The 6701-nt window shown below is 40.6% G+C and carries 9 protein-coding genes, 1 tRNA gene and 1 other annotated feature; all 10 genes read left to right on the top strand.

What is annotated here, in order from left to right; translation table 11 throughout:
* Positions 1-1396 (top strand): S-layer homology domain-containing protein (locus GX687_04060; protein HHX96620.1); only part of this gene is annotated, 1396 nt, incomplete at its 5' end.
* Positions 1397-1410: 14 nt separating this feature from the next.
* The gene (locus tag GX687_04055) at positions 1411-1560 is read left to right on the top strand and encodes a hypothetical protein (GenBank protein ID HHX96619.1); all 150 of its coding nucleotides are present in this window, start codon (positions 1411-1413) and stop codon (positions 1558-1560) included.
* A 50-nt stretch (positions 1561-1610) separates the two neighbouring features.
* The gene (locus GX687_04050) at positions 1611-1808 is read left to right on the top strand and encodes a hypothetical protein (GenBank protein ID HHX96618.1); all 198 of its coding nucleotides are present in this window, start codon (positions 1611-1613) and stop codon (positions 1806-1808) included.
* Positions 1809-1993: 185 nt separating this feature from the next.
* The gene (locus GX687_04045; GenBank protein HHX96617.1) at positions 1994-2215 is read left to right on the top strand and encodes a hypothetical protein; all 222 of its coding nucleotides are present in this window, start codon (positions 1994-1996) and stop codon (positions 2213-2215) included.
* 78 nt (positions 2216-2293) lie between these two features.
* Positions 2294-2504: a binding site (T-box leader), on the top strand.
* A gap of 33 nt (positions 2505-2537) precedes the next feature.
* On the top strand, positions 2538-3188 hold the full coding sequence (gene cysE / locus GX687_04040) for a serine O-acetyltransferase (protein ID HHX96616.1): 651 nt from the start codon (positions 2538-2540) through the stop codon (positions 3186-3188).
* Positions 3175-4578, top strand: a complete 1404-nt coding sequence (locus GX687_04035) for a cysteine--tRNA ligase (protein ID HHX96615.1) — start codon at positions 3175-3177, stop codon at positions 4576-4578. Before cysE ends, GX687_04035 begins: the two co-directional genes overlap by 14 nt.
* Positions 4568-4957: a ribonuclease III gene (locus GX687_04030; protein HHX96614.1), complete on the top strand. Its 390-nt coding sequence runs from the start codon at positions 4568-4570 to the stop codon at positions 4955-4957. Before GX687_04035 ends, GX687_04030 begins: the two co-directional genes overlap by 11 nt.
* Complete coding sequence (gene rlmB, locus GX687_04025; protein HHX96613.1) at positions 4954-5697, top strand: 23S rRNA (guanosine(2251)-2'-O)-methyltransferase RlmB; 744 nt, start codon at positions 4954-4956, stop codon at positions 5695-5697. Before GX687_04030 ends, rlmB begins: the two co-directional genes overlap by 4 nt.
* 107 nt (positions 5698-5804) lie before the next feature.
* On the top strand, positions 5805-6461 hold the full coding sequence (gene sigH, locus GX687_04020; protein HHX96612.1) for an RNA polymerase sporulation sigma factor SigH: 657 nt from the start codon (positions 5805-5807) through the stop codon (positions 6459-6461).
* A gap of 104 nt (positions 6462-6565) precedes the next feature.
* Positions 6566-6641 (top strand) — tRNA-Met (locus tag GX687_04015).
* Positions 6642-6701: the final 60 nt, after the last annotated feature.

The following is a 6701-nucleotide window of genomic DNA, read 5'->3' as shown; positions in this document are numbered from 1 at the left end:
GGTTAGCATGAAAAGAGTTTTTTTAATTAGTTTCTGTTTGTTAATTTGTTTTTCCGGAAGTGTGCTGGCTTTTTCTGATATTGAGGGACATTGGGCGGAAGAACAAATTAAAGCAGGTGCTAAGCGGGGGTTAATTGCCGGCTATCCAGATGGTACTTTTAGACCAGAGCAATTAATTTCCCGTGCGGAATTTGTTGTTTTGCTTAATCGTATTGAGGTGGAACCACAAACTAAATCCAGGGTTGTTTTTAATGATGTTTCACCTCAGGCTTGGTATTATAGTGATTTAGCTAAGGCAGCTAATTATTGGCAGGGTTATCCTGATGGTTCTTTTCAACCAGAAAAGGGAGTTAGTCGTCAAGAAGCAGCCGCGATTTTAACTCGAATTTTCCCTTTTGGGAAGAGAATTGATAATTTTGTGAATAGCTTTAGTGATCGTGATCAATTTCCCGACTGGAGTGAACATGTACTTTTAATTATGGCCTCCTCTGGTTATTTAAATGGTTATCCTGATGGTACTCTGCGTCCCCAACAGGCATTAACTAGAGCAGAAGTTATCACTATTTTAAATCGTATTATACCGGAAAGAGATTGTGAAATAGGTGTTTTATGGAGTGGAACTGGAACTGAATTAACTAGGATAGATGATACCCAAGCATTAAATTTTGCCAGACTCTATCCCTGGAGTGATATTTTTTCTTGTAATTTAGCTTTCGAAGGTACGCTTTTAGGTGGAACTTCTACTGATGGCCGCAGTGTGGTTTGCTTGCCCAAATTCTATTATCGCCGCACTTTGGAAAATGATGTTTATCAGTTTTGGGTGAGTAGTCGAAAAAGACCGGGCTATGAGCTTCATCCTGCTTTTTGGCGTAATGGTAAAGAAGTGCCCTGTATTTATGTAGGGACTCATTTAGAGAAAAGTGCTGTCACTCATCCTGGTTGGAGTTTTCTAGATATACAAACTTGGAGTGCCCTACAGTTGCTTTATTTAGTTGAATATGCAGAGGCTGATTGCCAAAAAGTTATTTCTGATAATTCTTATCAAGGTCTGCGGGATTTATGGGGGAATCAGGGGCAGTTTGTGCACGGTTTCGAGATTGGCACCGATTTGCAATATTATTTAACACTTAATCCCACTAGTAAAGATTATCAACCTATGGGGGTTTACTTGCCGGCTGAATACCAAAAGGGTAAAATGGCTCTTTTAAAGCAGGCGCCTTGGTTTATGTTTACTTGTGTTCCCCAGGCACCCCAAGGCATTCAAATAGAAGATTTGGCCGTGGCTGTTGGTTGGGAAGGGGATTTGCCTGGTAGTTTGTTTACAGCTTTGTTTGCTGACAAAGAGGCTCTGGAGTTGGCGGCTACCGCTAATCGTTTGGTTTATGTGCCAAATTAAGGGGGTGTTTGTAAATGCCTAGCGAAAAAATAGATTTTGAATTAATTAGACCGATTAGGCAAAAAGTTTATCAGGTAAAAAGTCTTGTGGCCTTAAATTGGGCCAAGGGCTGGCATTTGTATAATTTATTCATGGGTAAACAAAGTTTAAAAGCGAAATCCTGATGTCTTGATTTGTATTGCCACTGGTCGGGGTTTCCATCAGGCTTTGCGTTATGCTCACGAAATTGCGGTCGATAATCGGGGAATATTTACCCGTAAATAAAGATATCGCATGGCATTTTAGTACAGATGACATTGAGAAAAATTTTATTACCAGTATTGGTCGAGAAAGTTTGCAAAACGCACAGCAAACTTTTTATCCCGGGGAAATTTTTGCCCGCTTAATGCCAGAACAGATATTAAAAACTTAGAGAATGTCATCACTTTGCCGCTAGAAAGGTTAAGAAAATTAAAGAGCATCTAATTAAGCAAGTTCCCGAAGAGTTTTTTCGCTAAAATTGAAATTATTAGTTGTATTTTTTAGAAAAGTATGCAATAATAGTGAATACATTCAATATTGTTAAGTGGGAATTCACTAAAAGGGGGGTGTGGGGTTATGAAATATGGAATACCGGCAAAATACTTAAAGCATTTTAAGCCACAACATAGATTCGGTTCGCAAAAAAAGCACCGTCTTGATCAGGCGATTGAAATGGCAAAGGTTACACGTGTACATCAGGAAGCCGATAAGCTTTATCCTAATGCGACATCTTGGATAGGACCTCGGGAGGAACAAACAACTCGATCTGAACAGGATCTTGGGGAACTAGGGAAATAAATAAAACAGGGTCTGAATTTAAATTCAGGACCCTGTTTTATTTATTGACAAACTTTAGGGAGGAGCATATACTAGGGATGAAAGGTAATGAAAGGGAAAAGTAGTCTAGGAGCGGCTTTCCAGAGAGGACGGGTCAGCGGCTGAGAGCCCGTGCGGACGTAAATAGACGAAATGCACCCCGGAGCTGTTGACTTGAAAATAAGTAGGGTCAAACGTAGAGCTGCGTTAAAGCTTTTAAGGTGGGGTTTAATCCCAAACAGGGTGGAACCGCGGGTATCCCGTCTCTGAAGAGGCGGGTTTTTTTGTGGGAAGGGTGAGGAGTTTGGGTTGGCTTAAAAAACAGGTTAAAGTTGTTTTTGAACGTGATCCAGCGGTGAAAAGTGTCTGGGAAGTAATTTTTTGTTACCCTGGTTTTCATGCCATTATTTTGCACCGTTTGGCTCATTGGTTATATAATAAAAAGTGGTTTTTGGGGGCACGTTTTATTTCACAAATTAATCGTTTTTTGACTCAGGTAGAGATTCATCCTGGGGCTAAAATTGGAGAAGGTTTTTTTATTGATCATGGGGCAGGGGTGGTAATAGGTGAAACTGCGGAAATTGGTGATAATGTAACACTTTATCAAGGAGTTACCTTAGGTGGTACTGGCAAGGAAAAAGGGAAACGGCATCCCACCATCGGTAATAATGTCGTGATTAGTGCTGGAGCCAAAGTTTTGGGTTCTTTTAAAGTTGGTGATAATGTAAAAATAGGGGCTGGTTCTGTTGTTTTAAAAGAAGTACCCCCAAATTCTACAGTGGTGGGTGTGCCTGGACGGGTAGTAAAAAGTGAAGGCCGGGTAGTAGATTTAGAACATCATAAACTCCCTGATCCCATTTTAGATGTTTTGGCTGATTTACAGCAGAGAATAAAAGTATTGGAAAATAAGCTAGCGGCAAAGGAGACGAAAAAAGGTGAAGTTGAAAGTCTTTAATACACTTTCCGGTGAAAAAGAGGAGTTTATACCACGTGAGCCACCAGTAGTAAAAATGTATGCTTGTGGTCCTACTACTTATAATTACATTCATTTGGGAAATGCACGCCCTTTGGTTGTTTTTGATACAGTGAGGCGTTATTTGGAGTATTGGGGATACTTGGTAATTTATGTGCAAAATTTTACTGATGTGGATGATAAGATTTTAAAGCGGGCTCAGGAAGAAGAAAAAGAGCCTTTGGCTTTGGCTGAAAACTATATTCAAGAATATTTTCGGGATGCTGAAGCTCTTAATGTGCAAAAGGCTTTACTTCATCCGCGGGTAAGTGAAAATATTGAGGAAATAATTGTTTTTATTCAGGGATTGTTGGCTAAAGGCTATGCCTATGAATGTGCAGGTGATGTTTTTTTTGAGGTAGCCAAATTTAAGGAATATGGGAAACTTTCGGGTAGGTCATTATCTGAATTACGGGTCGGTGCCCGTTTAGAGGTTGATCCCCGTAAAAAAGAACCTTTTGATTTTGTTTTATGGAAAAAAGCTAAAGCAGATGAATTGGCCTGGGATAGTCCCTGGGGTAGAGGTAGACCAGGTTGGCATATTGAATGTTCGGTAATGTCTACTAAATATTTGGGACCTAGTTTTGATATTCATGCTGGTGGTTTAGATCTGATTTTTCCACATCATGAAAATGAAATAGCTCAATCTGAGGCTTTTCATGGGTTGCCCATGGCCAAGTATTGGCTCCATAATGGCTTCATTACTATTGATCAGGCCAAAATGTCTAAATCAAAGGGTAACTTTTTTCTTTTGCGGGAGATCTTAAAGGAATTCGAACCTGAGGTGGTGCGTTTTTATTTGCTTTCTACACATTACCGCCGTCCACTTGATTTTAGCCAATCTAAATTGGAGGAAGCAGCCAGGGCTTGGGAGAGATTAAAAAATACAGATGATCTTTTACAGGAAAAATTGGCAGAAGCTGAGCCCCAAAAAGGTGGGGAAGTTTATTTAGCTGAAATTTCACTTTGGGAAAAACGTTTTTGTGAAGCGATGAATGATGATTTTAATACCGCTTTGGCTTTAGCTGTGCTTTTTGAGGCCTCCAAAACAATTAATGGTTGGTTAGGGGAACTTACCAATCATTTAGTTTTGGAAAAGGCTGCTAAGAAGTATCGGCAGTTGGCCGAAATTTTAGGTTTACAATTTGTTCAAAGAGAAGCGGAAAAGGCTTTATGGGGTGAATTAGTGGAATTGGTCATTGCTCTGCGTCAAGAAGCACGGGAGCGTAAGGATTTTGCTGTAGCTGATTATTTACGGGAAAAACTACAATCCTTGGGTATCATTGTGGAAGATACACCAGCGGGAGTTAGGTGGAAATTAGATGGAAAATAAGGAGATAAATAGCCTTTCCCCTTTGGTGTGGGCTTATCTTGGGGATGCGGTATTTGAATTAATGGTAAGGGCCCATTTAGTTAGACAAGGTTGGCAAAAGCTTGAAGATTTGCATCGGCAAACAACTGCTTTGGTTAATGCTGGGGCACAGGCTGATCTGCTGCAGAGCTTGCATGGCTTTTTAAGTGTAGATGAGGAAGATTTGGTACGGCGGGGGCGAAATATGAAGAGTCAGGTGCCCAAAAATATTTCCATGGGGGAATATCGTTTGAGCACCGGGTTTGAAGCACTCTTGGGTTATCTTTATTTATCTGGTAAACAGGAGAGGCTTGCAGAAATTTTTGCTTATTTGTTGGAAGTAAGGGGGCATGAAAAATGAAAAAAGGGGGGATTATTGCGGGGAAAAACTCTGTGGAAGAAGCTTTAAAGGCGGGTAGGCCTTTAAATAAAGTTTTTTTTGCTCGGGGTATCAAGCGAGGAACTATTCAAGAAATTATTTCTTTGGCGGAAAAGCAGGGTATTCCTTATCAATTTGTGGCCCGGGAAAAATTAGATTCTTTAGCAGAGGGTAATCTCCATCAGGGGGTTTTGGCTTGGGCAGGTGTCAAGGCTTATGTGGAATGGGAAGAAATGATTGGACGGGCAGAGCGGAAAAAAGAAATACCTTTTTTGGTTATTTTGGATGGTCTTGAGGATCCGCAAAATTTGGGTGCCATTTTGCGAACAGCCGAGGTGGTAGGTGTACACGGGGTAATTATTCCTAAACATCGAGCTGTAGGGCTAACTCCGGCCGTGTCTAGGGCCTCGGCAGGGGCGGTGGAATATGTGCCAGTAGCTAGAGTGGCCAATTTGCCGCAAGTAATGGATAAGTTAAAAGAGCGGGGTTTTTGGTTAGTGGGAACTGAGCCTTTGGCTGAGCGGAATTATCTGGAGGTGGATTTAAAAGAACCATTGGCATTAGTTTTGGGAAGTGAAGCAGAAGGAATGCGGCGTTTGGTTAAGGAAAAATGTGATTTTTTGGTCAAAGTACCCATGAGGGGCAAAATAAATTCACTTAATGTTTCGGTGACTGCTGCTCTACTTTTTTATGAGGTCATTCGACAGCGTGGTTGGTTATAATTTAAAAGCAAAACAGCTTGACCTTTTAAAAATTTTTAGGTTATAATATTGACGGTGGCGTGGACAAGTTGCCGGTTGTGAAAAGTGGGGGATGGAGGGATAAAGAAATGACGGTGGCTACCCAACCAAGGAGTTTGGATTCTTTCGAATTTTTGGAAGATGAGTATGTTGTCAGTTTAGCCAGAAACGGTGATCAGGAGGCATTGGAGTACTTAATTAGTAAGTATAAAAAGTTTGTTAGGGTTAAATCCCGTTCTTATTTTTTGATCGGGGCCGATCGGGAAGACATTATACAAGAGGGTATGATTGGGTTATATAAAGCGATTCGTGATTTTCGGGCAGAAAAATTATCTTCTTTTCGGGCTTTTGCGGAACTGTGTGTTACCAGACAAATCATAACGGCAATTAAAACGGCAACTCGCCAAAAACATATTCCTTTGAATTCGTACATATCCCTAAATAAACCTATTTATGATGAAGAATCAGACCGCACTTTACTGGATGTACTTTCTAGCACTAAAATTTCCGACCCGGAAGAATTGATGATTAATCGAGAAGAATTTTGCGATATTGAAGAAAAAATGGGGGAGATACTTAGTACTTTGGAATGGCAAGTCTTAATGTTTTATTTGGAAGGAAAAAGCTATCAAGAAATCGCTACTGAGTTGGAAAGACATGTTAAGTCAATTGACAATGCTTTGCAAAGGGTAAAGCGAAAATTAGAGCGGTACCTAGAAAAGCGTAACCAAGAAGAATATAGTTAAAATAAATTTTAAAAACACTTGACCTAAATTCTTGTTTTATTGTATAATAAAGTTCGCAAGTGCCGCCGGCTCACTAATTTTCCGAGCCGGTTAATATTATTTACCGCGGGATGGAGCAGCTGGTAGCTCGTCGGGCTCATAACCCGGAGGTCGAAGGTTCAAATCCTTCTCCCGCAACCAGTATGCTGGCGTAGCTCAGTCGGTAGAGCGTATCCTTGGTAAGGATAAGGTCACCGGTTC

The sequence above is a fragment of the Clostridia bacterium genome (assembly GCA_012841935.1).
Classification (GTDB): Bacteria; Bacillota; Peptococcia; order DRI-13; family DTU073; genus DUTS01.
The sequence above is the reverse complement of the archived record's forward strand: the minus strand, read 5'-3'. Positions and strand labels throughout refer to the sequence as shown.

Coding starts and splice junctions, on each gene's coding strand:
- GX687_04055 (HHX96619.1), top strand. CDS start 1,411: ATGCCTAGCGAAAAAATAGATTTTGAATTAATTAGACCGATTAGGCAA.
- GX687_04050 (HHX96618.1), top strand. CDS start 1,611: ATGCTCACGAAATTGCGGTCGATAATCGGGGAATATTTACCCGTAAAT.
- GX687_04045 (HHX96617.1), top strand. CDS start 1,994: ATGAAATATGGAATACCGGCAAAATACTTAAAGCATTTTAAGCCACAA.
- GX687_04030 (HHX96614.1), top strand. CDS start 4,568: ATGGAAAATAAGGAGATAAATAGCCTTTCCCCTTTGGTGTGGGCTTAT.
- rlmB (HHX96613.1), top strand. CDS start 4,954: ATGAAAAAAGGGGGGATTATTGCGGGGAAAAACTCTGTGGAAGAAGCT.
- sigH (HHX96612.1), top strand. CDS start 5,805: ATGACGGTGGCTACCCAACCAAGGAGTTTGGATTCTTTCGAATTTTTG.